This window comes from Lactiplantibacillus sp. YT640 (genome assembly GCF_049745435.1).
GTDB lineage: Bacteria > Bacillota > Bacilli > Lactobacillales > Lactobacillaceae > Lactiplantibacillus > Lactiplantibacillus plantarum.
The window spans coordinates 1-711 of record NZ_JBMNVY010000094.1 but is presented as its reverse complement, the minus strand read 5'-3'; the positions used below and the strand labels follow the sequence as shown (position 1 = coordinate 711).

Annotated in this window: 1 pseudogene; it reads right to left on the bottom strand. The window is 41.4% G+C overall.

Annotation, left to right across the window (positions count from 1 at the left end):
* Window positions 1–476: pseudogene (locus ACOV1R_RS16075) on the bottom strand (hypothetical protein); the annotation flags it as partial.
* Between the last annotated feature and the right edge of the window lie 235 nt (window positions 477–711).

The window sequence follows — 711 nt, the reverse complement described above, 5'->3', positions numbered from 1 at the left end:
TCACCGACCACGTAAGGTCTTAGGCTGGAAGAGTCCATTTGAAGTTTTCTTCGGGACAAAGTTGCGCTTGATTTGACAATTCGTCGTTCATAGTGAATATACTGTTTCCAGAATTTTATAGGCATATCCTGAGTTGGACGTAATGTCGTGAAACGCGGTGACATAATGCCATCTCCAATGTCATTCAACACAAATCGGCCAAACGCAAATCGCTTACTGGTATGACCTTCAAAAGCAATATCGCCTTCCCGCAGAACTTTATAAGATACTAGAGAGTCTTCAGCCGCCCCATTACCTTCTTTCTTAAAACGCATAGTCGCAATTGAAATTGTTCTGTCCGAACTGAACTGATCTTTATTTCGCTCAAGGTTCTTTTTGTACAGCTCACCAAAATTACGCTGTTCCCAAGCGTCAGCAAACCCTGCAAATTTTAATTGCGGGAACTTGCTACCATTTCTGGGGAACAATTTCTGCAAATAGCCCTGTTTAAGTTTCTTAAGCTTAGCTAACTTACGCTGATGAAGAGTAATGGTGCTATCCAGCTGTTTGAAGAAGACACCAATTTTTTGTTGCTCTTCGATATGGTAGCGTCAAGAATCTTGTGTAAATGAAATGCCTTCGTACAGATAATATGTATCTAACTTAAATAAATGATGCTTCCAAGGTGTCCTGGAGTCCTTTGAACCCTCGGTGGATCCGCTTCAGAGACTT